Source organism: Pedobacter hiemivivus (assembly GCF_004331685.1).
GTDB lineage: Bacteria > Bacteroidota > Bacteroidia > Sphingobacteriales > Sphingobacteriaceae > Pedobacter > Pedobacter hiemivivus.
The window spans coordinates 387,240-413,421 of the sequence record NZ_SJSM01000004.1 but is presented as its reverse complement, the minus strand read 5'-3'; the positions used below and the strand labels follow the sequence as shown (position 1 = coordinate 413,421).

The 26,182-nt window shown below is 39.4% G+C and carries 32 protein-coding genes; 14 read left to right on the top strand and 18 right to left on the bottom strand.

Features of this window, described 5'->3' with window-relative positions:
* Window positions 1-116: 116 nt before the first annotated feature.
* The gene (locus EZ444_RS10370; protein WP_131608659.1) at window positions 117-404 is read left to right on the top strand and encodes a putative quinol monooxygenase; all 288 of its coding nucleotides are present in this window, start codon (window positions 117-119) and stop codon (window positions 402-404) included.
* 20 nt (window positions 405-424) lie between these two features.
* The gene (locus EZ444_RS10365; RefSeq protein ID WP_131608658.1) at window positions 425-1,390 is read left to right on the top strand and encodes a cyclase family protein; all 966 of its coding nucleotides are present in this window, start codon (window positions 425-427) and stop codon (window positions 1,388-1,390) included.
* A 53-nt stretch (window positions 1,391-1,443) separates the two neighbouring features.
* Here EZ444_RS10365 and EZ444_RS27380 read toward each other — a convergent pair whose 3' ends face one another.
* From EZ444_RS27380 to pepE (EZ444_RS10330), 7 genes are all read right to left on the bottom strand, one after another.
* Window positions 1,444-1,830: a hypothetical protein gene (locus EZ444_RS27380; RefSeq protein WP_131608657.1), complete on the bottom strand. Its 387-nt coding sequence runs from the start codon at window positions 1,828-1,830 to the stop codon at window positions 1,444-1,446.
* 8 nt (window positions 1,831-1,838) lie between these two features.
* Window positions 1,839-2,384 carry a CHAP domain-containing protein gene (locus EZ444_RS10355; RefSeq protein ID WP_131608656.1) on the bottom strand — a complete coding sequence of 182 codons (546 nt, stop codon included), beginning with the start codon at window positions 2,382-2,384 and terminating at the stop codon, window positions 1,839-1,841.
* Entirely contained in the window at window positions 2,303-2,674 is a 372-nt protein-coding gene (locus EZ444_RS10350; protein WP_131608655.1) for a hypothetical protein, read from the bottom strand. Before EZ444_RS10350 ends, EZ444_RS10355 begins: the two co-directional genes overlap by 82 nt.
* Window positions 2,675-2,746: 72 nt before the next feature.
* Window positions 2,747-3,394, bottom strand: coding sequence for a DUF6266 family protein (locus EZ444_RS10345; RefSeq protein WP_131608654.1), 648 nt, complete (start codon window positions 3,392-3,394; stop codon window positions 2,747-2,749).
* A 168-nt stretch (window positions 3,395-3,562) separates the two neighbouring features.
* A complete protein-coding gene (locus EZ444_RS10340; RefSeq protein ID WP_131608653.1) occupies window positions 3,563-4,018 on the bottom strand; it encodes a helix-turn-helix domain-containing protein in 456 nt (151 codons plus the stop codon).
* A 1-nt stretch (window position 4,019) separates the two neighbouring features.
* Complete coding sequence (locus tag EZ444_RS10335; RefSeq protein ID WP_131608652.1) at window positions 4,020-4,352, bottom strand: type II toxin-antitoxin system HigB family toxin; 333 nt, start codon at window positions 4,350-4,352, stop codon at window positions 4,020-4,022.
* A gap of 313 nt (window positions 4,353-4,665) precedes the next feature.
* Entirely contained in the window at window positions 4,666-5,388 is a 723-nt protein-coding gene (pepE, locus tag EZ444_RS10330; RefSeq protein ID WP_131608651.1) for a dipeptidase PepE, read from the bottom strand.
* Window positions 5,389-5,458: 70 nt separating this feature from the next.
* Here pepE (EZ444_RS10330) and EZ444_RS10325 point away from each other — a divergent pair, with 70 nt between their 5' ends.
* Window positions 5,459-8,935 carry a gliding motility-associated C-terminal domain-containing protein gene (locus tag EZ444_RS10325; protein WP_131608650.1) on the top strand — a complete coding sequence of 1,159 codons (3,477 nt, stop codon included), beginning with the start codon at window positions 5,459-5,461 and terminating at the stop codon, window positions 8,933-8,935.
* 44 nt (window positions 8,936-8,979) lie between these two features.
* Here EZ444_RS10325 and EZ444_RS10320 read toward each other — a convergent pair whose 3' ends face one another.
* From EZ444_RS10320 to EZ444_RS10290, 7 genes are read right to left on the bottom strand one after another with little or no spacing between them, the layout of a single operon-like run.
* A complete protein-coding gene (locus EZ444_RS10320) occupies window positions 8,980-9,663 on the bottom strand; it encodes a lycopene cyclase domain-containing protein (protein ID WP_131608649.1) in 684 nt (227 codons plus the stop codon).
* A complete protein-coding gene (locus EZ444_RS10315; protein WP_131608648.1) occupies window positions 9,663-10,118 on the bottom strand; it encodes a sterol desaturase family protein in 456 nt (151 codons plus the stop codon). The genes EZ444_RS10320 and EZ444_RS10315 overlap by 1 nt, the downstream gene beginning before the upstream one ends.
* A 2-nt stretch (window positions 10,119-10,120) precedes the next feature.
* The gene (locus tag EZ444_RS10310) at window positions 10,121-10,588 is read right to left on the bottom strand and encodes an SRPBCC family protein (protein WP_131608647.1); all 468 of its coding nucleotides are present in this window, start codon (window positions 10,586-10,588) and stop codon (window positions 10,121-10,123) included.
* Between the two features lie 11 nt (window positions 10,589-10,599).
* Entirely contained in the window at window positions 10,600-11,058 is a 459-nt protein-coding gene (locus EZ444_RS10305; RefSeq protein WP_205945247.1) for a hypothetical protein, read from the bottom strand.
* Window positions 11,055-11,891 carry a phytoene/squalene synthase family protein gene (locus EZ444_RS10300; RefSeq protein WP_131608646.1) on the bottom strand — a complete coding sequence of 279 codons (837 nt, stop codon included), beginning with the start codon at window positions 11,889-11,891 and terminating at the stop codon, window positions 11,055-11,057. The genes EZ444_RS10305 and EZ444_RS10300 overlap by 4 nt, the downstream gene beginning before the upstream one ends.
* Window positions 11,875-13,383 (bottom strand): phytoene desaturase family protein, encoded by a 1,509-nt coding sequence (locus EZ444_RS10295; RefSeq protein ID WP_131608645.1) that lies wholly within the window; start codon window positions 13,381-13,383, stop codon window positions 11,875-11,877. Before EZ444_RS10295 ends, EZ444_RS10300 begins: the two co-directional genes overlap by 17 nt.
* Window positions 13,384-13,409: 26 nt before the next feature.
* On the bottom strand, window positions 13,410-14,081 hold the full coding sequence (locus EZ444_RS10290) for a MarR family winged helix-turn-helix transcriptional regulator (RefSeq protein ID WP_131608644.1): 672 nt from the start codon (window positions 14,079-14,081) through the stop codon (window positions 13,410-13,412).
* An 80-nt stretch (window positions 14,082-14,161) separates the two neighbouring features.
* On the opposite strand from EZ444_RS10290, the gene EZ444_RS10285 reads away from it, so the two are divergent.
* On the top strand, window positions 14,162-15,580 hold the full coding sequence (locus EZ444_RS10285) for an SDR family oxidoreductase (RefSeq protein ID WP_131608643.1): 1,419 nt from the start codon (window positions 14,162-14,164) through the stop codon (window positions 15,578-15,580).
* Here EZ444_RS10285 and EZ444_RS10280 read toward each other — a convergent pair whose 3' ends face one another.
* Window positions 15,581-16,603 (bottom strand): LLM class flavin-dependent oxidoreductase, encoded by a 1,023-nt coding sequence (locus EZ444_RS10280; protein WP_131608642.1) that lies wholly within the window; start codon window positions 16,601-16,603, stop codon window positions 15,581-15,583.
* Between the two features lie 129 nt (window positions 16,604-16,732).
* On the opposite strand from EZ444_RS10280, the gene EZ444_RS10275 reads away from it, so the two are divergent.
* Both EZ444_RS10275 and EZ444_RS10270 read left to right on the top strand, forming a co-directional pair.
* Window positions 16,733-18,214, top strand: coding sequence for a phage tail sheath family protein (locus EZ444_RS10275; protein WP_131608641.1), 1,482 nt, complete (start codon window positions 16,733-16,735; stop codon window positions 18,212-18,214).
* A 44-nt stretch (window positions 18,215-18,258) separates the two neighbouring features.
* Entirely contained in the window at window positions 18,259-18,711 is a 453-nt protein-coding gene (locus EZ444_RS10270; RefSeq protein ID WP_131608640.1) for a phage tail protein, read from the top strand.
* A 75-nt stretch (window positions 18,712-18,786) separates the two neighbouring features.
* On the opposite strand, the gene EZ444_RS10265 is transcribed toward EZ444_RS10270, so the two are convergent.
* Entirely contained in the window at window positions 18,787-19,995 is a 1,209-nt protein-coding gene (locus tag EZ444_RS10265; RefSeq protein ID WP_131608639.1) for an MFS transporter, read from the bottom strand.
* A 73-nt stretch (window positions 19,996-20,068) separates the two neighbouring features.
* On the opposite strand from EZ444_RS10265, the gene EZ444_RS10260 reads away from it, so the two are divergent.
* Both EZ444_RS10260 and EZ444_RS10255 read left to right on the top strand, forming a co-directional pair.
* The gene (locus EZ444_RS10260) at window positions 20,069-20,365 is read left to right on the top strand and encodes a hypothetical protein (protein ID WP_131608638.1); all 297 of its coding nucleotides are present in this window, start codon (window positions 20,069-20,071) and stop codon (window positions 20,363-20,365) included.
* A gap of 160 nt (window positions 20,366-20,525) precedes the next feature.
* Window positions 20,526-20,900 (top strand): nuclear transport factor 2 family protein, encoded by a 375-nt coding sequence (locus tag EZ444_RS10255; protein ID WP_131608637.1) that lies wholly within the window; start codon window positions 20,526-20,528, stop codon window positions 20,898-20,900.
* Between the two features lie 21 nt (window positions 20,901-20,921).
* Here the strand turns inward: EZ444_RS10255 and EZ444_RS10250 are convergent, their stop codons facing one another.
* The gene (locus tag EZ444_RS10250) at window positions 20,922-21,509 is read right to left on the bottom strand and encodes a DinB family protein (protein WP_131608636.1); all 588 of its coding nucleotides are present in this window, start codon (window positions 21,507-21,509) and stop codon (window positions 20,922-20,924) included.
* A gap of 128 nt (window positions 21,510-21,637) precedes the next feature.
* On the opposite strand from EZ444_RS10250, the gene EZ444_RS10245 reads away from it, so the two are divergent.
* From EZ444_RS10245 to EZ444_RS10230, 4 genes are all read left to right on the top strand, one after another.
* Complete coding sequence (locus EZ444_RS10245) at window positions 21,638-22,189, top strand: GNAT family N-acetyltransferase (protein ID WP_131608635.1); 552 nt, start codon at window positions 21,638-21,640, stop codon at window positions 22,187-22,189.
* A gap of 14 nt (window positions 22,190-22,203) precedes the next feature.
* Window positions 22,204-22,665 carry an NUDIX domain-containing protein gene (locus tag EZ444_RS10240; RefSeq protein ID WP_131608634.1) on the top strand — a complete coding sequence of 154 codons (462 nt, stop codon included), beginning with the start codon at window positions 22,204-22,206 and terminating at the stop codon, window positions 22,663-22,665.
* Window positions 22,666-22,889: 224 nt separating this feature from the next.
* A complete protein-coding gene (locus EZ444_RS10235) occupies window positions 22,890-23,456 on the top strand; it encodes a hypothetical protein (protein ID WP_131608633.1) in 567 nt (188 codons plus the stop codon).
* A 2-nt stretch (window positions 23,457-23,458) separates the two neighbouring features.
* Window positions 23,459-23,782: a helix-turn-helix domain-containing protein gene (locus tag EZ444_RS10230; RefSeq protein WP_131608632.1), complete on the top strand. Its 324-nt coding sequence runs from the start codon at window positions 23,459-23,461 to the stop codon at window positions 23,780-23,782.
* A gap of 40 nt (window positions 23,783-23,822) precedes the next feature.
* Here the strand turns inward: EZ444_RS10230 and pepE (EZ444_RS10225) are convergent, their stop codons facing one another.
* A complete protein-coding gene (gene pepE / locus EZ444_RS10225; RefSeq protein ID WP_131608631.1) occupies window positions 23,823-24,380 on the bottom strand; it encodes a dipeptidase PepE in 558 nt (185 codons plus the stop codon).
* Between the two features lie 196 nt (window positions 24,381-24,576).
* Here pepE (EZ444_RS10225) and EZ444_RS10220 point away from each other — a divergent pair, with 196 nt between their 5' ends.
* Together EZ444_RS10220 and EZ444_RS10215 are read left to right on the top strand one after the other, a co-directional pair.
* On the top strand, window positions 24,577-25,101 hold the full coding sequence (locus tag EZ444_RS10220) for an RNA polymerase sigma factor (protein WP_131608630.1): 525 nt from the start codon (window positions 24,577-24,579) through the stop codon (window positions 25,099-25,101).
* An 88-nt stretch (window positions 25,102-25,189) separates the two neighbouring features.
* On the top strand, window positions 25,190-26,134 hold the full coding sequence (locus tag EZ444_RS10215) for a YihY/virulence factor BrkB family protein (RefSeq protein WP_131608629.1): 945 nt from the start codon (window positions 25,190-25,192) through the stop codon (window positions 26,132-26,134).
* The last annotated feature ends 48 nt before the right edge of the window (window positions 26,135-26,182 follow it).

Here is a 26,182-nt window from a genome sequence, read left to right as displayed (position 1 = left end):
ATTATGATACGTATGTATGAGTTGTCTTATTTTTATAATGCTTTTGTGTGGGCTATTTTTGCCTTCTCATTTTAATCAAAGGGGAGAAGGAAGAACATACTATTAAAAGAATTACTATGAAAATTTATATAACAGCCATAATTAAGGCAAAAGAGCAATATCGGGAAGAAGTGCTTTCGATTCTTCAGAATATGGTTGAGCAAACCCATAAAGAGGAGGCCTGCGAGCTTTACGTCCTGCATCAGGGTATTGACGACAAAAACCTGTTCACTTTCTATGAAATATGGAAAAATAAAGAGGGCTTTGATGCACACAATCAGAAACCGTATATCAAAGCCTTCGGCCAATTAGTCGAAGAGAAGCTACAGGAACAGCCAACAGTTTTATTGACGGAATTAATTTAAAAAGAGTAAAAATTACAGCAATGAAAATCAAAGATTATTTAAAAATAGGGGGACTGTTACTGGTAAGCGGAACGCCATTATACGCCCAAAGCCAGCATATAAATCCCAGAGATACCAGTTGGTACCAATCTGCCTATGGAGCCGGCGACGAGATCGGAGCTGCAAATCTTATAACGCCAGAGGTGGTTATGCAGGCTATGAAATTGGTGAAAAAAGGTAAGACATATCCTTTGGCGGTACCCTTGGATAAGCACTTACCAGCATATCGTCACCGTAGCTTCTACCTGTACAATATCCAACCAGGCCAGCAAGGAGGACAAACTTTGGGACCGAATAAGTTTAGCCTGAATGATGAATATGTAAGCGCGTGGACAGGAGTGGGGACCCAGCTTAACGGTATCGGCCATATCGGTATAGACAATGTGTATTATAACGGTAACAAGGCCGCTGATTTTGTAACAGTGGAAGGTGTGAAAAAGCTTGGTGTTGAAAAAGTACCACCAATCGTTACCCGTGGCATTGTATTGGATATGACCGCGTATTATGGTAAGGATATTGTGCCCAGTAATACTGAGTTTACAGTTGCAGACATCAAGGTGGTACTTAAAAAACAAGGTATAACTATCCGTAAAGGTGATGTGATATTATTTAATACCGGTTGGCTGGAATTGATCGGAAAAGACAACAAACAGTTCCTTGAAGTAGAACCTGGTATTGGTATGGAAGCTGCACAATGGCTGGCAGATCAGGGGATTGTTGCCTTCGGCGGTGATACTTGGGCTTCCGAAATATATCCCAATCCGAAAACGGATGACGAATTCCCGGTCAACCAGTTTATGCTTGCTAAAAAAGGAATATACAATCTGGAGCTGATTGATAGCCGGGCCTTGGTTAGGGATAAAGTTTGGGAATTTTTATTCGTTTTGGGGCAACCACTTTATAAAGGTTCTACCCAGGTTAACATCAATCCTGTGGCAATCCATTAAAAATATAGAAGAGAAGTTCTATAATCAACGTGTATCGAACTTCTCTTCTATAACTAGCGTTTCCAGTAAACAATCAGTGCTCCAATTAACAACAATCCAATCCCTGCATAAATCCATAAAACAGGCGGTTCAGATTCCTTTATCACCACATCTTTTTTTGTAGTAAGCTGATCTGTTGTTTTTAAATCTACCGATTCGGTCTGGTCTACTCGTTCCCTGATGTTTTGATATTGATAAACCACACCGCTATCCCAATAGGTAAAAATGTTGGTTTCTTTATCCGCAGTTTTAATATTGAGCATGTTGAAATCGCTAAATTTTGAGCTATTCTGGGTATCATTTACCACCGTTTTAGTTGTTTTTTTTAATAGGTTACAGCTTTGCAAAAACAACAGTATTAATGTTGAAATAAGGAGGAATACCTTTAAAGACTCTGACATATTTTTTATCATTTTGCTGGTCCTTTCTTTTGATGGTTATTCATCCAGTTTGCGTAGCAATAAATGGTTTTTACATGTCTTAACTTCCTGTAGACCCCATCACCATCTCTAGACCCATTCAAGTTTGTATTCCCCTCAATTCCGGTTACCCAAGATCCTTTAACCCGCTCTACTATACCACAATGAGATATTCGTTTTAAAGTAGGGAAGTAGATGCCAAACACCAGGCCTGGCGAGGGTGTTTTAACCTTTCTGTCTTCCGGGAAGAGGGCGGGCGACCAGCCTGTTCTTGGCTGATGATATCCGGCCTGTTTAAAAACCCAGCTCAGGAAAGCTGCACACCAGGGTTCGCCTTTTTTTAAACCAGCAACAGCTAAATAAGCTTCTACTTCAACACCGTCGTTATTGCCCTTTGCTTCTTTAACCCCAACTTGTGATTGTGCAATAGCAATCAACGCATCTGATTCTTTCTCTACAGTACTGCTACCAAACAGCCTACTCCGGCCAGCAAAAGCAAGGTAAAGCAAGCAAAGTAAAATCCTAACTGTTGCCATAACTCCAAAAATTTAAATTGTGAAACCATTAAACCTAAACCGGGCAATCCCAAGGCCATCCAAAAACGCTGTAGTAACCACCAGCAGGTCGCTAACAATACCAAGAAGGTGATCAGCGCCAATACGATCAGTAGCCAGATTGAAGGATCTATGTGTCCTGTTGTGCCATCAAAACCCATCAGTGTAGGTAATGCTATCCATAGTAACAATAGCAATCCAAACAATAGGTAATTGCTCAAGTGCTTAAACTCTGGTAAAAGCACTGGCTTTTTTATGTCTATCGTATTCATGTTCTTTTTTTTATTTGTTCCTAATTGGGAAAGAGCTTTGCATATAGCTGCTCTTTCCCTAAGAGGAAGCGGTTAAACTATCGGAATGTTACCTATGTATGAACTATCACTTACCATTTTACCGTCTTCGCTTGCGAAGATCATGTAGCATTCTACGCTGTCTTGACTAAATTCAAGCGGCATGGGCATGGTGTATTTCAGTGCAGATCTTGGAATTCCCCCAACCAGACTTACATATTGATTCTTGATGGGGTTGTAGACTATAAATGTTCCCAAGTCAGTAAGTTTACTCGGACCATTGCCAGTTGTTTCTAAACCCCATTCAAATCGTACCTCAGCATCGTTCTCTGTTACCACTGCACGTTTGTTTGGTAAAGCCAATTTACCCTTGCTAAACATGAGTTTAGAAAAATCGAGGGTATAGTCTGGCGATACACCAGTAATGGCATTTTTGAGGTTGTAAGATACAGCTGCGTTCATTGCCGACTGTCCATTTACGGCTGCTTGTTTAAATCCGATCTTGATGATGTGACTAAACATGGCCAGAAAGCTGGTCATTAACGACCAACGCAATTGCACTTTTTCTTGTTTTTCGGTTGGTGCTCTTTTCACTTTGCGAGGCATCGCCTTAACTAAGTCCATCAGCCTCCAGAAACAGCCGTATGCTGTTCCTAATTGTCCCTGGAATCCACCCAGGAATCCTCTTGATAATTTTCCCATAATAATAGGTTTTTAAAACATTAATAAATCTGTTCATTCGTTGTTTCTTGCAAGTCAACGAGACAAACATATTGCGTTAAAAACCAGATTCCTAGCACTTGGGAGGCGCTTGCCGGACATTGCCGACACATTGCCGGAGGTATGGAAAAGGATGGGGGACAAATTTAACTAATGAATAACTAAAGGCAAATCTTTGGTGGTATTCATATCACTGGCATTCCGCAAATGTATATTTGCTGGAGATATTAATTTGTAAGGCCTATTAAATGCTTCTTGCCTTACTTTAAAGTAATCGGCTAACTTTCTAATTACTTCTTTTGAGAGTCCCTTTTTGTAATTTAGGATGTCTGAAACATATCCCTTGCTAATTCCTAAAATTATTGTCATATCCTGAGGTTTTAAATGATGATCTGACATGAATGACCGGAGCAGAGATATAGGATCTGATTCTTGAAAAGTATTGTTGTCTTCGTCGTATTTCTCTATCAATAGGGTAACTAAATCAATTTCATCCTGGAGGTCATTAGTGATATCTTGAGTTACCAGAACCTCTAATTGTTTGCAATAGTCATCATATTGACTTTTGGTTCTTATTATAGTATATTTTAATGCTACTGTTTTCATACTAATATATGTTGATCGTATACTGTTTATTCTGGTTACATATTTTGTCGTATGCTGAATGAACTCCCATCCAACAAATAAATAGATGTACTTGATTACCCCCAAATACATATTTGCAAATCATTCGAAAGTTGTTGCCACCAATATCAAAAACAACCCTGTTGCTATTTTTACCTAAAATATCAGCACTATTGAAAGTGTCTTTTATATTTATGGGGTGCCTCCAATCTGCAAGTCCTATCTTTTCTGTCCAATCATCCAATGGAGCTCTACTTGTTGGGTTTTTAATTACAAAATCTTCTAACGTTCGCTTTTTGATCAAATGTACCTTCATTTAATTATACAAATATAAGTTTTAGTTCTCTTTTCGTGAACTTTTGGTGTGATAATTTTATCATTATTATTAACTGCGGACAGTTAATAATATGTTACACTACAAACCTCTGTAATTATTTAAAGATAACCAAAAAGAAATAATTTGTTGTTTTAAAGAAAATATTGTAATTATTAGCAATATTCTGATTTTGATCTGAAGGGAGTAATGCTCCATCTCAAAATTTTGTGAAATCCATCCAAAATATGATAAATTATCCCACCAAGAGGTTAGAGACACAGTTTATTTCCCAACTCGAATGATAAAGCCTACCTTATAAAGGATTTTGACGGGTTTCAAATGCACAAACAGTTCTAGGTTGAATTTCATAGGGTGGCAATTCTGGAAGAAATATTCTAGAAGGAAGCATGCCTTCTGTAGTAATTTTGTCTCCCTTTACGCGAATCCAGCTACCTTCTCTTAAACCCAATACAGGTACCTTATTGAAGACATGAAACTCTTTAATCCGGGTTTCTCTGGTCTCTCCATTGTGCTTTGAATTGGGGTCAGGATCGAGGTAATGTGCATTAAGATTAAAAGGAATAAGCCCTAGTGTATTAAAAGTTGGCGGATATACTATCGGCATGTCATTTGTGTTCTGCATATTTAAGCCTCCTATATTACTTCCAGCACTAGTACCTAAATAAGGAACCCCATTTTCAACCACTTCTTTTAAAACATTCATTAGGCGCTGTTCGTGCAATTGTTTTACCAATAAAAACGTATTGCCACCGCCTGTAAAAATGGCTTCGGCATTTTTCAATGCATGGGCCGGGTCTTCGAAACGGTGTAATCCCTTTACTTTGATCCCAATTGGTTCAAAAAAGACAGCTACTTTATGCGTGTATTCATCATGACTAATACCACCTGGTCGGGCATAGGGTACAAAAATAAGTTCAGAAATCCCTTGAAATAAAATTTCCACTTCTGATTTCAGATATTCAAGATAAGCTTCACCAAATAGACTTGATGTACTGGCTAGAATTACATTTTTCATATGGCGAAGCTAATAAAATGCAGATAATTCTGGTTAAATTAGTGGCCAATTTACATTTAACGCTTCCAGATTGAAACTAAGATTATTTCTGATATTTGTACTCCTATGTCAAAGCTATATCGCTTTTTCAGAGACAATTGTCGTAACCAGCAATGCTGATGATGGAGTAGGGACTTTAAGAGCCGCACTCACAAAAGCAGCTGCAAATGGTAATGCTGAAGTTGATTATATCAATTTTAGTTTGCCCGGAATTTCTCCTGCTGATCATACCATAAGTATTTTATCGGAGCTTCCCGAAATCACATCCGACATCGTAATTGATGGATCTACACAAACGGGTCAGGAAGCATCTGTTAATCATGCAAAGGTGATCTTAGATGGGACTTCCATGGTCTATTCACAGTACCTTTATTATCTTTTTGGTATTAATAATGTAGAGCGATTTGAACTCTACGGTATGGTGATCAGAAATTTCTCATTTATATTTTTTGGAACACCCTCGAGTATTAGGGCGCTGGAGTTTTCCGGGATCAGTAAGAACGTGACCATTGGTGCTCCTGGAAAAGGAAATGTGATTTATAATGTTTACGGGATTAACATAAATTGGAGAACTAGTAATGCTGAGATCACAAACCTGACTTTAAAGAATAACTTTTTTGGCATAAAAGAGAACGGTTTGGATATTGTCACAAGCATTTTGACCGGAATATTTACTTATGGAAATCGCAACTTAATTATAGGAGGTCATACAGCTGAAGAAGGGAATCTCCTCTATGGATCGGTTGAAATCAATTTTGGAGTTATAAATCAGCTGATCTCACAAAATATAGCTGTACTGGTCAAGAATAACATCTTTACTGCAAATAGGAATGCTGAGCGACCGGGAGCAACGGTTACCCGGAATTCTATTTATCATAGCTTTATAGCCGATGTCAGGCTAAACCATACAGGAACTATAAATATGGACGTTACTGACAATGTCTATGGTGCAGGTTTAAGCTTCCGTGGGCTGGATAATTGTAATATCAGGATAAACCGCAATTTCTTTGGAACCTCGCGCACAGGGAGTACCAGCTTGCCCATCCAGTCTGAAGCCCTCAGGTTTTACGATATGAACGGGAGGGTTCTGGTTGGCGGTTCGGCTACATCCGAAGGCAATGTGATCACCAATACCGGTGCTTTTCCGGTCTATCCGAAAGACCTATTTGCTATTTCTGCTGAAAATGTATCTAGCGTAGAGTTGAGCCACAATACTTTGTATTGCAACCCGGGAATACCTTTTTTATACAGTTTCACGGGGCCTTTTAGCAAACCTCTGGAGGTGTTTTTAAAAGAAAAAACAGCCACTTACGTTGCGGGGACGACAAAAGCAGGTGCCCGGGTAGAACTGTATTATACCGACCCTGAATGTACCAATTGTCAACCAAAGCGCTATTTTGCTACCGTAACCGCCGATCCCTTGGGTAATTGGAGGTATGATGGAACAATTGAATCGGGGGTAAGTGTAATGGCTTCGGCAACTTTAAATCAGCTTACTTCCGAATTTTCTGACCCAAGGATCTATATGTTTCCTTACAATGAACCGAGATTTACAGTAACTCATCAAACCTGTGATGGTAACAAAGGTAAAATTGAAGGTGCCTTTACTGTTAATGTTAATAAGGTAGAATGGTTAAATGAAGCGGAAGAGGTGGTAGGGACTACGCTTGATCTGGAGAATCAGCCGGCAGGTAAATATAAGTTAAGGGCCAATCAGTTTGGCTGCATTATAGAATCAGAATGGGTCATCATTGAAAACCATATGCCACAGCTGGCTTTTGGTGGAACACCCCAACTGATCCATCCATCCTGTGGAAATGCAGGGTCTATTCTAAATCTCTTTCCAAATCGTTTTGAGACCATACAATGGCTCAACGAAAATAATGAGCTAAAGGGGACAAGCAGAGAGTTAACCAATGTGCCTCCTGGTACTTATACTTTGCGGCTTACAAACCAAACCGGTTGTGTTAAAGATTTTGGTCCTTATGTGCTGGTGAATGTTGCTGGGCCCAATATCGACCAATCAGCACCAGGCATTAAAGGCAGTTCATGTAATACAGCAACAGGATATATTAAAAATATACAGGTTACAGGATCAGGAACCTTAAGTTACAAATGGAGAAATGCGGCGGGGGAAGTGCGGGGAACTAATAAAGAGCTTGTAGATGTAGTTGCCGGATGGTATACACTGGAAGTAAAGGATGGTAGTAGTTGTTCCCCGATAGTGTCGACACCAATCGAGGTGACCGAAATTAATGGCATTACCATCAATACGGTAAATAAGTTAATCGATAAAGCTACATGTAACACCAGTAATGGCCGGATTAGCGGGATTACAGTAAGCGGTGCTACCGACTACCAATGGTTGGATGCGGGCGGTAGCCTTGTTGGCAGTTCAGTAGACTTAACAGATCAACCAGCGGGTAAATATCGTTTGGTTGCCGCTAACTCAGTATGCACTAAAACCAGCGAAGAATTCATTATAGAGCTGGCTCAATCTACCCGGAATTATTCCACTACAAAAATCATCACAGCTGCTACCTGTGGTTTAGACAATGGAAAAATTGAAGCGATATTCACCAAAGATCAACCTCCTTCCTGCTTTTGGAAGAACAACGCAGGCATTCAGGTTGGGAATTCCCGGATATTGGAAAATCAGGGCCCTGGGGCATACGATCTGTATGCCATTGATGATCTGGGTTGTGAGCGTTTTTTACAGCAGTACAGTATTGGCAACGTGATGGGGGCTTCCATTAACCGAGGGATGGAAAGGATACGCAACGACGAATGCGGTCTTGGAAAAGGTCAGATCAGCGCGCCAGGCTTGAGTGGGGGGCAGCTTCCTTATTTTTATGAATGGAAAGATACTGGCGGACGTACATTAGGATCGGGAGCTATATTGGATGGAATAAAAGCAGGCGTATACCAACTTACCATTGGAGATGCACTGGCTTGCAGCAGGCAAACAATTTCTTATACTGTTAATGATGAAAGTAGAACCTTGCCTGCACCGGTAGTAAACGATCTAAAAATCTGTGCTGCCGGTAATGCAGTGGTCCAGGTGCTACAACCGCTGAAGGGCAATTATCTGCTTTACAATGAAGGGGGGGGTATTGTCGATCAAAATGGTACGGGCTCGTTTAAAGTAAATGTTAGCAAAAGCCAGCGTTTTAGTGTGGTCCTGCGACAGGGCAGCTGCGAAAGTATGGCTTCGAGCTGTAAGGTTACTATAGAAAATGACGGCTTAAGCAAGCTCGCTAATGCAATTTCTCCAAATAACGACGGTGTAAATGATGAATGGCTGATACCGGGAATGCAGAACTATCCTGAAGCTACAGTAGCCATTTATAATCGTTACGGACATAAGATCTTTGAATCTACAGGATATCATACTCCATTTAATGGCAGGGGGGATGGAAACGAATTGCCAATAGGAACGTATTATTATATTATTGACCTCAAGAGAGGCTGCGGTTTACTAAAGGGTAGTTTAACGCTTGTTCGTTAGTCTGGGAATTAACAAATAGCATTTTATTAAATGGTAGGACTAAACTATTGTTTTTGAAACACTTTAAATAAGTAGATGTTGAGTAAGAACTGTGTATAGCCATACACGGCATCTTCTATTGGAATAGTAAGGATCCGAATATTTAAGAAACTCTTCGGATTGTAATTCACAATTGGCGACTCCAAGCCCGTACCTGTCAAAACACCATTAACAGGGAAAAATCCCAGCATCAGAATAGCAAATACAAAAGATGCCTGACCGATCCAGGCCGCTCTTACTACAAAATGTAGATAAATTAGCGTTGCTGCTGTGACTATAGCGGTTACAAAAGTGTAGGACTTATCGAAATGCAATAATGCTATAACTGTGCATGTGATGATACTTACAAAAACAATGATGTTGTTAAAGGCACTTAGCCAGGTAAGATTGAAGAATTTGTCCAGGCAGAAATAAGTAAATACACACGAAAATGGGATACAGATAAAAAAAAGCCACTCTTCAACAGGCAATCCCAAAAGCATCAAGCCTGTAGTATAATCTGTATTGAACCACCATACCTGATGAGCGGTAAACCATACATCCCAGGCAATAAAAGGGATAGCGACTAAAATACTCGCTTTTAGAAAGGCTGGAAAATGCTTATTGAACTGAATTCTCTTGTCAAAGGAGAAAATAAAGCAAATGCTGATGGTCAGTAAATTAATTAACAAGTAAGTGTAGGGTTTCATTACTTATTTTTTTTATAATACATTTTGAAATATTTCATTGGGACATACAAAAAACCAAAGCATTCACCTTCTTCTTTGCCCAGGTGTTTATGATGTTGTTTGTGCGCCCTGCGAATCGCTAGTAAGTAAGGATTTTGGGTATTTGCCAGATATTTAAAGCGTTGATGAATAAAGATGTCATGCACAAAGAAATAGGCCATTCCGTAAAGTGTAATAGCCAGTCCTATGTAAAACAAGTAATTAAATTGATTTAGGGAACCGAAATAGATCAACGCAATAGCCGGTAAAGCAAAAATCACAAAGAAGTAGTCATTTTTCTCAAAAGAACCCTCAGTACTGTGGTCGTGATGGTCATGATGCAATACCCATAAAAGACCATGCATGATATACTTATGGATAAACCAGGTGGCACCCTCCATCAATATAAATGTGATCAGTAGGATAATGAAATTCATGTTTAATGTTTTAACGGTATAAATATCTGTTCTAAAACCTGATTACGGTAGTCAAAAATATGCTCCAATTTTTTCTTTACCATTAAACTGTGCACCATATTGCCAATGATACCAAATGGCAATTCATAATCCACAGTATCTACCATCAAAACACCATTTTGGTTTGGGATAAATTCATGATGATGTCTCCATAACTTGTAGGGACCTTTTTTCTGAAAATCGGTAAAGCTTTTTTGGTAGTTAACCTCCGTAATTTGAGTCTGCCATTTCAATGGAATACCCAGCACAGGAGAAACGGTATAATTGATAATCATTCCTTTATATATATCCCCCTCAGGTAGATCGCTTAATACAACAAAGCCCATTTCTTTGGGCGTGATACGCGAAAGATTGTGTGGGGAAGAAAAGAAATCCCAGGCACTTTGCATATCACAATATAGTTGTTGCGTTCTTTTAAGTTGATAAATCATTTTTTTGTTTTTTAGATAAGCGCTTCCATCATATTTCTCAAATGCGTAGACGTAATATTTTTATTGTTGGCTTGAATAAATTTTTGGTCCTCCTCAATGTTTTTATGGTATCCCAAAAATGCAGGACTGTTTTTCTGGATCGATAACCGCAGTATTCTGATTTCTACATTGATAGGGTCGGCCATTACAGCAGCCTCAATCTTCTTTTTGCCAGTGTTGAATGTCTTGAGTTTTGATATTGGATTGATAATGTGTTTTGCCCATATCATTTGAAATGCACCCAGGTAGGTTAGGTGTACTGAGCTTTCGGTACCCGTACTCAGTCCTTTGATCATGGTATGACAAAGTTTTTTGTCCGAAACAGCTTTTTGGTAATTGGCCCTAATGCTTTCTAAATCCATACTTTGCCCATAACAAGCCATACCAAGCAGGGAAAAGATAACCAAAATCATTGCTTTTTTTAAAATCATAGTATGGCCATCTTATATTGTACATAGCTACTCATTGCCAGAGAGAATTTTTGACTGTTTGGAATACGTATCCTTTGGTTCATAATTTTATCTGCAGGCGTACTCTTTATTTTTTTAAACAATGATAGGTAATATTTGTACGCCAGGTACACGCCAAATTTCGAAGAAACCGGCAATTTTTTTATCCCAATTAATGCTTCTTTAAACTCTGCTTCAATCTCATTTTCAATTTCTAATTTGATTTCATTGTCGAAGGTTTTCATATCAATATTGGGGAAGTAACTGCGGCCCAAAACATAATAATCGTCCTTCAGATCGCGTAAAAAGTTTATTTTTTGAAAGGCTGAGCCTAATTTCATAGCATAAGGTTTTAGATTATCAAATGCTTGTTTATTACCCTCCACAAATACTTGAAGACACATCAACCCTACAACTTCAGCCGAACCTAAGATGTATTCATTATACAAATCAGAATTGTAATCTATTTGCTGCAAATCCATTTGCATGCTATGCAGAAACTGTTCAATTAAGGTTTTGTCGATGGAAAAATGATTGACAGTGTCCTGAAAGGATTGTAAAATAGGGTTAAGGGAAATACCCTCTTCCAGGGCAGTCCAGGTTTCTAATTTAAAACGTTCCAGCAGACAAGCTTTATCATACTCGTGAAAGCTGTCTACAATTTCATCGGCCAGACGCACATAACCATAGATCGCATAAATGGCATGACGAATGGACGGTTTTAACGCCAGAATTCCTAATGAAAAACTGGTGCTATATTTTTCCGTAACCGCTTTGCTCACCTTGTAAGCCAATTCATCAAATAATTTTTTCACGTCTTGTTTGTTTAAGCTTATTTACTTCTTTTGCTACTATTTTACCGGAGATAATGGATGGGGGTACACCAGGACCAGGCACGGTCAACTGCCCAGTATAAAATAAATTCGACAAATGCTTGTTTTTAATACCGGGTTTCAATACTGCGGTTTGCGATAATGTATTGGCCAGGCCATAGGCATTGCCGCCGTAAGCATTGTAATCGCTGATAAAATCATCCACACCATAGCTTCGTTTGTAATTTAATTTTGATAATAAATCTTTTGCTCCGGTATGTTTTTCTAAACGTTTAATCATATCCTGAAAATAGTGCTCACGCGTACTTTCCTCGTCATTAAGTCCGGTTGCCAGTGGCATAAGCAGAAACACATTCTCATGTCCTTCGGGTGCTACGTCAGGATCTGTTTGGGATGGACAGCAAGCATAAAACAATGGTTTTTCAGGCCATTTTTTTTCTTCGTAAATGCTCTTAATGTGTTCATCCAGATCATTTTCAAAAAATAAGGTATGATGTTTAAGATTGGGAAGTTTTTCTTTAAATCCTAAATAGTAAATCAGGCAGGAGGGCGCAAAGGTTCTGCTTTTCCAATACTTTTGATCATAGTTACGCAATTCGCTGTTTAGCAGTGTTTCGGTATGGTGGTAATCTGAAGAGGCAATAATGGCATCAAACTCCTTAAATTCTCCATTTACGACTATCCCGCTGGCAACTCCTTCCTCAGTAACGATCTTTTCTACGTTTTGATTAAAATGGAAAAGAGCACCTTGTTTCTCTGCTACTTCTTTCATCCCCAATACCAACTGGTAAAATCCGCCCATGGGATACCAAGTACCCAAAGCGTAACCGCCATAGTTCATTAGGCTATAAAGTGCCGGAATATTTTTAGGGGAAGCACCCAGAAAAATAACCGGAAACTCCATTAAGGTTTTTAGTTTGGGATGTGAAAAATACTTGCTAACGTAGCTTCTGAAATTTGATAGTAGATCCAGTTTTAAAGCGCTGCCAGCAATTTTAGGGGAGACAAACTCCAGCCAGCTGTAACAGGGTTTGTTCACAAAATCCTGCATTCCTACTTCGTATTTGTACTTTGCGGCGCTCATGAAGGCATCGAATTTTTTACCTGCACCTGTTTCTAGCTGCTCAAACAATTTTTTTAAATCCTCATAAGATTCCGGAACGGTAAGCAGTCCATCCTCAAAAACCATTTCAAACTGAGGGTTAAGAGAAATAAGCTGATAAAAGTCACTTGCTTTATAACCAAAATCGAGGAAGAAATTATCAATAATATCGGGCATCCAATACCAGCTTGGGCCCATATCAAATACATAGCCGTTTTCTGTTCTGAACTGCCTGGCTCTTCCTCCAGGCTGAGCATGCTTTTCATAAACATGCACTTCATTACCAGCCTGAGCGGCATAAGCTGCAGCCGAAAGACCGGAAATTCCAGCGCCAATTATGGCTATCGTCTTTTTTGAATCTGGCGCTTTCATAGAGGAGTTTTATTTATGGGCTAGCTTTAATTGTTTTTTAATAAAAAATCATTGTAAGCGATAGGGATAAGCTGATCGGGCTCTATATTTTTAGCATATATAGCTTGATGAAAGCGATCCAATTTCTGAAGTATTTTAATTAACTGCATTTTCTCCGTATCGCTAAGGTTTCCAGTCACAATCTGACTGGCCTGCCTTATTTTACCCATAATCTCTTCCAGTGCATCAATTCCTTTAGTGGTAATCGAAATGATTTTACTTCTTTTATCCGCTATAGAATCGCTTTGGTCTATCCAGCCTTGCCCAATCAGTCGGTTGATAATCTGCATACCTACAGGTTTTTCCTGAAGGTTCCTTCTAATCAATTCCATTTTGGTCATTGATCCAAAGGCTTTTAGATTAATTAGGTATATAAAATCTTCCTGGGTGCTGAAGGGCGAATCGTGTATGGCAGACCTTGAATAGGTTTTTGCATATCTATTCATATGAACAATTAAGGTATTGATCTCGCTATCCGGACTTCGGCCATTTTCTTTTTCTTCCCAATCGATATCATTGGAGGGATGGTGCGCTTCCTTTTCAGCATCATAAATCCAGCGTTTGAAGCCGCTCAAATCTTTTGTATAAGATTTGGACTCTGCGCTAAGCTCAAAATTTTCCATGAGCTCAATAACTTCTTTGATCAATTGATAGTTCATAATGAAATAATCGCGTATATTAGTACACAAATATACTATAAATACTAAATATAGTATATTATAAATACTAATAAATTGATATGAGGATATTGTTAACAGGAGCTACTGGTTACATCGCTCAGCGATTGCTGCCTGTTTTGCTTGAAAATGGGCATCAGGTGATTTGTTGCGTTCGGGATAAAAGCCGATTTGATAAAAGTAAATATGCCGGGTTTGATTTAGAAGTTGTTGAAGTTGATTTCCTGAACAAGGAAAGTCTTGACCATATACCTACAACTATTGATGTAGCCTATTATCTCATGCATTCCATGTCGGCGGCAAAGGGCGATTTTTCTGAAGCTGAGCTGTCGACTGCAAATAACTTTAAAAGCATCATAGAACGCACATCTGCGAAACAAGTTATCTTTTTAAGTGGAATTGTGAATAGTGCGCATTTGTCGAAACATTTAAATTCACGCCTGAGTGTTGAGGAGGCCTTGCAATCGCATAAGTATGCCTTAACTACATTACGGGCGGGCATTATTGTGGGGTCGGGAAGTGCCAGTTTTGAAATTATCAGGGACCTTGTAGAGAAACTCCCTGTAATGATTGCACCTAAATGGATCAATACGCGTTGTCAGCCCATAGGTATTCGCGATGTACTTCATTTTCTTGAAGGTTTGCTGATGCAGGATTATGCTTTTAACAAAGCATATGATATCGGAGGTCCCGAGGTAATCACTTACAAGGCGATGCTTTTGCGTTTCGCTAAAATGAGGGGACTGAAGCGATGGATTTTTACCATACCTGTAATGACACCAAAGCTTTCTTCCTATTGGCTATATTTTGTGACCTCAGTTTCTTATCCTTTGGCTGGCAGTTTGGTAGAGAGTATGAAGGTTGATGTGGTGGCAGAGCCAAACGATCTGCAGGAAAGATTAAACATTAAGCCCATTACCTATGAGCAGTCGATTGAATTGGCTTTTGATAAAATAGATCAAAACCAGGTCATCTCCAGCTGGCGGGATGCGATGAATGGATATGTTTATCCTGATCGTTTTAAAAAACTCATTGAAGTTCCCCAGGAAGGCTGTTTTAAAGATGTACGATCCATGAAGGTAGATGATCCGGAGCGTGTATTGAAAAATGTTTGGGCCATAGGTGGGGCAACAGGATGGTATTATGCAAATTGGCTTTGGGGTATTCGGGGCTTCCTGGATAAGTTGTTTGGCGGAGTGGGATTGCAAAGGGGGAGAACAAATTCCAATACACTATCGACCGGTAGTGTAATTGATTTCTGGAGAGTAATTCTTGCCGATAAAAAGGATAGGCGGCTACTGTTGTATGCAGAAATGAAGTTACCTGGTGAAGCCTGGCTTGAATTTAAAATAGATAAGGAAAATAGGTTTATACAAACGGCTACTTTTCGACCTTTAGGTCTCACAGGAAGGTTATATTGGTATGCAGTTTTGCCTTTTCATGCTTTTATTTTTAAAGGAATGATGCGGAATATTACATGATCATCGCCACCCAAGAGCAGGTGCCACATGCTCCAAAATAGCAGACAGTACATGGATGTTGTAATCTACACCCAAAGTGTTCGGTATAGTCAAAAGTACGGTATCCGCTTCCTGTATAGCCTCGTCCTGAGCCAATTCCTTAATGAGTTGATCGGGTTCTGCCGCATAGCTCTTACCAAAGACCGCCCGTTGAGTAGGCTCGATATAGCCAAAGCTATCAGCGCCCTTTCCCTGCTGTCCAAAGTAATACCTGTCCTGATCGTTAACCAGTGCAAAAATAGAACGGCTTACCGAAACCCTGGCATCACGGTCGTGTCCTGCTTTTTTCCAGGCATCTTTATAAAGTCTGATCTGCTCGGCCTGCTGGATATGGAAAGGCTTACCGTTTTCATCGAATTTTAAAGTAGAACTTTGCAGGTTCATTCCATTTTCGGCCGCCCAGACTGCTGTGGCATTGGATGCAGCTCCCCACCAGACGCGTTCTCGCAAGCCGTCGGAGTATGGTTCCAATCTTAACAGACCAGGAGGATTTGGAAACATGGGACTGGGATTGGGCTGAGCAAAACCTTGGCCCTTCAACTTATCCAAAAACTCCAGGGCCTTTTCTCTTCCCATATCCGCATCATTTTGACCTTCCTTAGGTGCAAAACCAAAATGCCGCCAACCTTCTATCACCTGTTCGGGAGAACCTCTACTAATACCCAGTTGCAAACGCCCACCCGAGATCAAGTCGGCAGCACCTGCATCTTCTACCATATATAAGGGGTTTTCATAGCGCATATCGATGACGCCTGTACCAATTTCTATTTTGCTGGTCTTTGCCCCGATTGCCGAAAGCAGTGGAAATGGTGAGGCAAGCTGCCTGGCAAAATGATGAACCCTAAAGTAAGCACCATCTAGACCTATTTCTTCTGCGGCAACAGCAAGATCAATGGACTGGAGCAAGGTGTCTCCCGCTGTACGGGCGAGATATGAGGGATGGTCTGACCAATGACCGAAGGATAAAAACCCTATTTTTTTCATTTTACCAAGATTACATTCAAAGTTAGGAATACGAAAGTTTAGGATAGGTCATAGCCCAGTCATAACGATGAATTTTGGTTTGCTGAAAAGAATTTCATAATGTTACATATCTAAATTCATTACAACCTTATGGCAACGCACAAATCACCCGGAGTTTACATTGAAGAACTACCAGCTTTCCCAAATTCCGCTATAGCAGTAGAAACTGCAATTCCCGCATTTGTTGGCTATACTTTTAAGGCGGAAAGTAATGGGAAATCTCTGATTGGGGTTCCGACAAGAATCAATTCATTTGCCGAGTATGTAGAGAACTTCGGTGGAGCTTTTTCTCCAAGCTTCAAGATTGAAGCAGATGAGAGCAGTCCGGATACATTTAAGGTTTCGTATGAAGAGGATAATGAATTGTATTTCTTTAATAGCATTCGACTCTTCTATGCAAATGGGGGAGGTCCCTGCGTTATTTTAGCTGTAGATGTATATGGCGATAAAGAAAACGGACTTGAGGTTAAGGCTTCAGATTTTAATAAGGCAGATGGTCCATTGGAAATATTGAAAAATACTCCGGAACCTACATTAGTTGTAATGCCTGATGTTATAAAGTTAAAGGAAGCTGCTTATGCAATCTATACCGATGTTCTTGCTCATTGCGACGGAATGCAGAGCCGCTTTGCCATATTCGATCTTAAGAACCATGATGACAGCCTGAAACCTTCATCTGTAGTTGATGAGTTTAGAAGTAAAATCGGAAATAGTTTCCTTAACTATGGCGCAGCATATTATCCATGGCTGAATACAAGTGTAGTTGAAATTGATGAGCTTACATTTGAAAATCTTCCGGATTCATATCATGATTATCTCGAAGATGGTCTGCCACAAAAAATATATGAAAACTACAAGACCAAGTTTGCTGAGTTGGATAAAGCTGGTTTATTGGATCAGATTCATAACCTAAACAAAAATCATCATCTTGAGCTTAAATCATCGAGTGCTAATTACAGAGCCATATTAAATCAAGCTAGAAATTTCGTAAATCAATTGCCTCCTAGCGCAGCAATAGCAGGACTTTATACAATGGTTGACAATACAAGGGGAGTGTGGAAATCGCCAGCCAATTATTCTTTGAACCTTGTAGACAGTCCGGTAGTTAGTATTTCAAGTCAGGATCAGGAAGATTTTAACGTACATCCGGAAACAGGGAAATCGGTAAATGTCATTCGTCCGTTTCAAGGTCTTGGAACTTTGGTATGGGGCGGCAGGACCTTGGATGGAAATAGTGCTGACTGGAAATATATCAATGTGAGAAGGACCTTGATTATGATTGAGCAATCAATTAAATTAGCTACAAAGGCTTATGTGTTTGAGCCTAATGATGCAAACACATGGATTACGGTTAAAGCAATGGTCGCAAACTTCTTAACTAATCTTTGGAAACAGGGAGCTTTGGCTGGTGCTGTACCCGAGCAAGCTTTTGATGTTCAGATTGGCCTTGGGGCAACGATGACACCAACCGATATTCTGGATGGAAAGATGCTGATCAGCGTAAAGTTGGCCGTAGTAAGACCGGCTGAGTTTATCATCATCACTTTCCAGCAACAGTTACAACAATCATAATAAATTAACAAATAGTATTTTATCAAAAATAAAAATATACAATCATGACAGATGATGGATCAACACAATCAGCAGCAACCTTTCCATCAGTTAAGTTTGCTTTTCAGGTAAAATGGAATGATGCGGAATTCGTGTTCCAAGAAGTAACAGGATTAACCGCAGAAGCTAATGTAATCGAATATCGAGGCGGTAGCAGCAAAACCAACTCAACGGTAAAGATGCCGGGTGTGTTAAAGTATAATAATGTTACCCTAAAAAAGGGAATGTTTAAGGATGATAAAGCAATGTGGGAGAAATTTAAGGCACTTAATATGAATACCTATAAGCGGGCAAGTATTCTTATCAGTTTGTTAGACGAAGGAGGAAATGTAGCGATGAGCTGGAGACTCTTAAATGCTTTTGCGGTAAAACTTACGGTAACAGACATGAAATTGGATGCGAACGAAGTGGCTTTAGAAAGCATTGAGTTAGCACACGAGGGCTTAACATTACCTTAGAACTACATGATCATCGCCACCCCAGAGCAGGTGCCACATGCTCCAAAATAGCAGACAGTACATGGATATTGTAATCTATTGCTCATTCCTCATTAGATAATATAAGTAGGAGCAGCAAAGCAGCATACCACTGATAACCACCCAAAGTATATTATAACCATAATTTTCTGCGATAAAAAATCCTGCTGTAGGGCCAACAACTTGAGCTACAGACCAGCACAACATATATCCTGCAGCATACAGTCCGCGGTTAAACTCATTAGAGCGGTTCATCACAAACGTATTGATGAAAGGTAAAGCGAACATTTCTCCAATGGTAAATAAAACAATACACAAGGAGCCTAATACTACAGGATGGCTGAAAGGCAATAATAACACAAGGAAACAAGCCGCAATAAAGAAAACACCTACAATGATGAAGTATATGGGTGACCGTTTTTTCTCGATTTTATGAATCATCACCATTTCGAACAACGCAATGATAATTCCGTTTAACCCCAGGATTAAACCAATCATAAACTCATCAATTTTCCATACTTCCTTAAAAAACACAGGGACCACTCTAAATACCAGGAATGCACAAATGATAAAAACTGTACTTAGTAATATAAATTTGATGAATACTGGGTCTTGCCATGGTTTTCTCACTACCAGATCTTTGGTTTTTTCTTTAATGGCTTTTCGATAACCCTTGATTTTTGGAAGAAACCATAGAATACAGAGTCCGGCAATAATGCTTACTATCCCATCTACAAAGAACAACATTTTGTAGTCGTAAGAAGCAATTAAACCACCCATACTTACACCTACAGCCCATCCGATGTTCGTAGCAAGGCGGTTTAATGAATAGGATCTTGTTTCTAAACCCGGCTTCGCATAAGCAGCAATGGCAGCAAAGTTTGCAGGGCGGAAGGCTTCAGAGAAAAAGCTGATTACAACAGCAAGTACACAAAGGGTATGAAAATGTGTGACATTAGCGAAGACCAGAAAGAATATGCCACTAACTATAGCTGCGACAACCTGTACTGGACGGAAACCGACCACATCAGTGAGCTTGCCACCGGCGGCAGAGCCCAGAATGGAACCCAGTCCGAAAAGTGTAATGATAAGCCCTGCATCCGAAGCCGGTCTATGCAATGACTGTGTAACAAAAAGTCCCATGAAGGGGACTGCCATGTATCCGCTTCGGTTTATGAGCATTACAATACTCAGTATCCAGGTTTCGCGGCTTAATCCAGTAAAAGATTGTTTATAGGTGTTAGAAATATCCTTAAATAGCGACATAATAAGTTAGTCCGGCAAAGATAGAGGAAATTGGAAGAGATATTTTAAATTTGGTACCATATTTAAATATTGGATGCTAGATTTCTATTTGTTGGATGATGATGAGAATGCTCCGGGATATCCTGAAGAAACTGGGATAAACATTATTGGTAGTATAGATTTTGAGACTTTTGAAAGACTAAAAGCAAAAAGGATCATTCCCGAAAGGTTTGATTACCATTCGGATTTTCGGTGGGATAAGGTTTTGATCCAGCAAATCAGAAACAATATACAGGAGCATATGCTTAACGATAGTGATGTAGGGCCATTATTGCAATTGCTTGATATCGCTAAAGCGCATGGTAGCGGATTAATGGCTTTCGCTGATTGATTTCTACTGCTTCTATAACGGCAGCATCATTGCTATGACTAGCCATGATGTAAAAATTGAACAAACATTTGTTTTTAACTTAGAATACCTGTATATATAATTCAACAGTAATATAAATTTGCCCAGCTATGGAGATTCATAGTGGTATAAACAGCTAAAAATGGATAATATACTAACAGAAAACGGCATCCTTGAGCAGGAAAATAAGCTTTACAGCGCAATCAAAGATGGCAATATCATCGCGCTTGATGAGTTGCTGCATGATGATCTGTTGTTCATTCTCCCAAGCGGGGAAACAATAACTAAGGAGCAGGATCTGGATACCTATCGCGATGGAGCATTAAAGGTTGACGAACTTCTACCAGAAGTTGAAAAACTAAATATTATCGGTGATATGGCGGTGATCACATTGATCATAAAATTGTGTGGAAAGTTTAATGGCGTACCGTTTCAAGCTGGCTTTCGCTATATCAGGTTTTGGAAAAAATTCGGTGATGGGATTAAAGTAGTAGGCGGAAGCGGAAGGGCTATTTGATCGGAGTTATTGCTGATTACATTAGAAGCGCATCACATCTGTGTCTGGTGGAAGATGTCCGAGCAATCGGGACATGGTCATGGCCTGGCCTTTATGGTGAAATTCATGGGTAATGACATGTGTAAAAATACTGTAGGCATCAGTTTCAATGTATTTTTCCGTCCATTTATAACCTTTAACCGGCTGAGTTGGATCTGTGGTGAAATGCGCGATAAAACGGCCCATGATTTCATCAACCCCAGTAAACAGGTTTTTGATTTGGGATATATTTAGGGGCTTTTCCTGATCGTAATAGGGATAAGAGCCGTTCAAAGCAAAATTTCCTACCCAGGCTATATAAGTATTGGCGATATGGACATACATATAGGAGATGGTTTTGTCGCTAAAGATTGTAAGTGGCTTAGCCATATCATCCATAACGTTTTCTTCCAGGAACTGAAAAACAACAGCTCTGGACTGCTGAACCAATGTGTATTGCGCGTATAGTAAATCTGACTTCACAAGATGAATGTATGAAAAATTTATTTGAAGGGCTGCCTTTTTTGGTGGCTCTTTTTCGGTGATGGGTGCTACAAAGGGTTTTCCTTTGATTGGTTTGAAATGTGACATACGATTTGCTGCGTACCTGCTGTCGTTGTCGCCTGCTTCATAAAGGGTATCGGCATAGCCTAGTCATAACGATGAATGGATTTAGATGTTATGCTTATTTTTGTATATTATAAAACAGAAAACCGATTATGTTGACATTAAATTTTTCCGAATTTCCTAAATTGACTACTCAGCGGGCGCTACTGAGAGGTATTTGTGCTCAGGATCTTGAATCTATCCATCGATTGCGCTGCGACGAGGCTGTAAACATTATGGTTGGGCGGGAAACCCCCACTAATTTATCACAAAGCCGGGAGTTTATTGCAAAAATAGAGAACCTGGTTGAAAGGAAGGAAAGCTTGTACTGGGTGATTGCCTTGAAAGAGGAAAATAGTTTGATTGGTACTATTTGTTGCTGGAATTTTGATGTTCAAAATGAAATTGTGGAGATCGGTTATGAAATGCTTCCTGAATTTAGGGGAAGGGGGCTGATGAAAGAGGCTTTGAAAAAGGTTATTGAATATACATTCGATGGATTAAACGCAAAGTTGATTACTGCATTTCCGTCAGGTGTCAATGACCGTTCTGTCGGCCTGTTGGAAGCGCTTGGTTTTCAATTAGAGGATAAATCTTATAATAACAAGCATACTAATGTAACTGATATGGTTACCTATACATTAAAAAATCGAGTGGAAGGTTAGAAGAGAAGTAATTTATGGCTACACAAAGCGCAGGTTTATTGTTGTATCGGTTTACGGAAAAGAAACTTGAGGTGTTACTGGTTCACCCTGGAGGTCCGTTTTTCCGAAATAAGGATAAGGGTTGGTGGACGGTGCCTAAGGGGGAGGTGATGGCTAATGAGCAGGCTTTTGATACAGCTTTAAGGGAGTTTAAGGAGGAGACTGGTTATTTGGCTGAAGGGGAATTTAAAGCTTTGAAATCTGTGGTGCAAAAGGGTGGAAAAGTTGTGCATTGCTGGGCGGTTCTTGGTGATCTGGATGCTTCTCAGATTGCTTCTAATACTTTTTCAATTGAATGGCCGCCTAAATCGGGAAAAATGACTGATTTTCCAGAGGTGGATCAGGCTAGATGGTTTTCTTTGGCTGAGGCTGGGATTTATATAAATGAGCGCCAGCAATCCTTTTTAGGTGACTTAGAAAATGTGATTAAGCCCTAACTTAGGAGCAAAACCAAAATGCCGCCAACCTTTTTTGTATAGAAAAGGGCTGAGGCTTGAGTGTATTGTATCTGAGGATATTTTTTTTATTGGAATGAAATCCTAAGCTTTAACAAAATAACCAAATTGATTGTCCTGAGTGAAATTCAATGGGAATTCAGGCCTGATTATTACTAGCCAAAAGTTCAATTAAGCGTAAAAAAAGTAAACCTATAAGTTGATAGATGAAAATTATTTCTATATTTACAGTCTGTAAAGAAACGTTATACGCTGTAAGGTTTGATGATTGTGAAGATGATGAATTTGCAAGGGTTTTTGATCAGTGGAATGATGTTGAATATTTATATGATTTTTTTCAGGAGCATATAAAAGATTTGCAAAGTGGCTTCTACACTGAGGAGATTGGCAATATGTCTATCGATGAGGTGGTTCAGCTAACCTTGGATGAAGCTGAAGATCTCGAGGAGAGACTTGTGTACGCCGCAGGCCGGATTAAAAAAGGGGATAGTTTACAGGGTTATTTTAAGCCTTTAAGCAACGAGGATTATAAGTTAACTCCACTTCAGAAAAATAAGGCGATTGGATTGAACAGGAAAAGTTGGCTAAGGGTTTATGCAATCAGAATATCTGCAACTTGTTATGTGATTACTGGAGGAGCAATAAAATTGACACCAACAATGAATGATCGTCCTCATTTATTAAAGGAGCTTCGTAAGCTAGAAATAACCAAAAACTATCTAAAAGAGCTAGGAATATTGGATGAGGACGATTTTGAACTATTAGAATTATAAAAATGGTGGTAGAAAATTTAATAGACAAACTTGAAACTATAGTTTCAGAGGAAAAGTCGGGTTGGCCGGAAAAGGCGAAGCATAGAGCAGACAATCGCGATTGGTTGAAAAAATCTCAAGCAATCGCGATAAAAGTTAATGGTTTAATTCGTGATAAGGGGATAAGTCAAAAGGAGCTTGCACAGTTGTTAAAAGTTTCGCCTCAACAAGTAAGCAAGATTCTTAAGGGCCAAGAGAATCTGACGCTAGAGACAATTAGTAAGTTAGAAAATGCGCTTGAAACAACTTTGATTGCGATTGCAAAAAATACCCACAGTATAGGTTAGAGACTCAGTTTATTTCCCAAATCGAGTGATCAAGCCTACCTTATAGAGGATTTTGACGTGTTTCAAATGCGCAAACACTTCCAGGTTGAATTTCATAAGGTGGCAATTCAGGAAGAAATACTCTGGAAGAAAACATGCCTTCTGTAGTAACTTTGTCTCCTTTTACACGGATCCAGCTACCTTCTCTTAAACCCAATACAGGTACCTTATTGAAGACATGAAACTCTTTAATCCGAGTTTCTCTGGTCTCCCCATTATGCTTTGAATTGGGGGCAGGATCCAGGTAATGTGCATTTATATTAAAAGGAATAAGCTCTAGTGTATTAAAACTTGGCGGATATACGATCGGCATGTCATTTGTGTTCTGCATATTTAAGCCTCCTATATTACTTCCAGCACTGGTACCTAAATAAGGAACCCCATTTTCAACCACCTCTTTTAAAACATTCATTAGTTGCTGACTTTTCAATGCATGTGCTGGATCTTCAAAACGGTGTAGTCCCTTTGGCAATACCTTTTTATTGGTAAAACAATTGCACGAACTGTTCAGTTTGTTCATGTTTTCGGTCACGCTATTATACTTGGAGTCGCTGGACATAGATTGTGCCAGTTTTATGTCATATCGCTATTTTTTATTTTGTTTAGAGAAATTTTAGGTTATTTGATGCCAGAGAAGCAGTTTTCGTGAATGAAAAAAAATATGGTAATTTTTTGGTATGGGTTTCCTGTTCTATTGGTATGGGGTTTGAAATAAGATGATTACCTATTCAAAAACAATTTAAAATCATCTATCTATGGAAAACTCAAAATTGAATTATCAGATCTGCACGCATCAGTCTTGCCTGGAAAAATTTGCTTTTAATTTTACTAAAGATGTAGAGAACGCCAATGATTTGGTTCAGGATACGCTGATTAAGGCAATCCGTTATCATCATCTCTACAAAGCGGGGACTAATTTACGCGGTTGGTTGTTTACGATTATGAGAAATACCTTTATCAATGATTATCGCCGAAACGGGAGAAAGAATGCGTTGATTCAAACTTCTGAGGATTTGAATTCTGTTCAGCTGAAGCAAAGTGCCGTTACCAATTATAGTGAAGGTAAATTTGTGATGGAGGATATTAATAAAGCAATGGCTCGCTTACAGCCTGAATATTCCGGGCCTTTTTTAAGGTATTTTGAAGGATATAAGTACCATGAAATTGCTGATGAATTGAACATTCCGATTGGTACGGTTAAAACGCGTATTCATATGGCCCGACAATTCCTTAAAAACGAGCTTAAAATGTATAATAAGCGGCTCGAAATGATGCATTAAGCTGCTTTTGGATGCCCGGAAATTCCGGGCTTTTTGCTTTCTGTTGCATATGCGAAATTGCCCGGAATGGATGTAAAATCATAACGATATGGAACACACACGGATTACATGGAAAGGGATCTGGAAGGTTATTAAAGAAACCTTTATAGGATTTAGCGATCATAAAGTAACCAAGCTGAGCGGCTCGCTCGCTTATTACACAGTGTTTTCGATGGCGCCACTGTTGGTGGTGATTATCTCATTATGTGGCATATTTCTGGGACAGGAAGCCGCACAGGGAGAGATTTATAGACAGTTGGCAGGTTTTATGGGTAAGCAGACTGCCATGCAATTACAGGAGATTGTTTCAAAAGCAGCTATTGGCGACAAGGATAAGTCTGCTTTCATCATCGGTCTTGTGACTTTGCTTGTTGGCGCTACAACGGTTTTCGCTGATATTCAGGAATCGATCAATACCATATGGGGACTTAAGCCTAAGCCGAAACGGGGCTGGTTAAAAATGTTGCAGAACCGGGTCCTTTCTTTTTCTGTAATCGTTAGTTTGGGTTTCATATTATTGGTTTCTTTGGGTATAACTGCTGTGCTGGATGGTTTTAGCAGCCGTCTTCAGGCCAGGTATGCTGATGTGTCTGTTGTATTGTTTTATATCCTGAATCAATTGCTTACCCTGGTTGTCATAACGCTTATTTTTGGAGTAATTTTTAAAGTATTGCCAGATGCGCGCATTAAGTGGAAGGATGTGTTGTCGGGAGCAGTGGTTACTGCAATTTTGTTCATGCTGGGGAAATTTGCGATTTCGATTTATATTGGTAAGAGTGATGTGGGGAGTACTTATGGAGCAACGGGATCATTGGTTATTTTGTTGTTGTGGACTTATTATTCTTCTATTATTCTGTATTTGGGTGCTGAATTTACCAAAGCGTATGCGGTTGCCTATGGTTCAGAGATTCGTCCGGCTCAATATGCGGTGACTACTAAAGAAATTGAGGTGGAAACTGGGAATGCCTCTGTGCAAGATAATGCTTCGTCCTGATTTTGTTCAATCCAAGTATCTCTTCCATGATCTTCTGTTTAGTTGTTT